Source organism: Salinimicrobium oceani, from assembly GCF_012037645.1.
The window spans coordinates 1-529 of the sequence record NZ_JAAVJR010000367.1 but is presented as its reverse complement, the minus strand read 5'-3'; the positions used below and the strand labels follow the sequence as shown (position 1 = coordinate 529).

Below are 529 nucleotides of genomic sequence, written 5' to 3'. Positions count from 1 at the left end.
TCATGAGATAGATAAATATTTACCAAGTATAGCCGAACTTTTTGAAGGTCTTACAAAAGAAGAACTCCTTAAAAAGTTCTTCTCGGTGGAATTTACGAGGTTCTTTAACTACTACAATAACGCACAGGATCTTAATGCGAAAGGTTCTACAGAAGTTTATGAAGACGAAGGTGACAGCACCAGGTTCTTTATTAATGTAGGAGCCAAAGATGATTTTGACTGGATGAGCCTTAAGGATTTCCTAAAGGCAACTTTAGATCTTGGAAGAGATGACGTAAATCGTGTTGAAGTAAAAGACAGTTTCTCCTTTTTTAACGTAGACAGTTCAAAAGCGGAAGATGTAATCAAAATTTTCCAGGATTTTAAACACAATGGTCGTCACATCAAGGTGGAGATCACCAAGAAAAGCGCCGGCAAGGAACGCAGTGGCGGCCGCAAAGGCGGGGGTGGTTTTAAAGGCAGAGACAAAGGAGAACGCAGTTTTGATAAGCCTTCCAGAGGTGGAGATAAAGGCCGCAGACGTTCATCT

1 protein-coding gene is annotated in these 529 nt (G+C 41.0%); it reads left to right on the top strand.

The window, feature by feature from the left end; genetic code table 11:
- Positions 1-529 (top strand): DbpA RNA binding domain-containing protein (locus tag HC175_RS17210; RefSeq protein WP_209310050.1); only part of this gene is annotated, 529 nt, incomplete at both ends.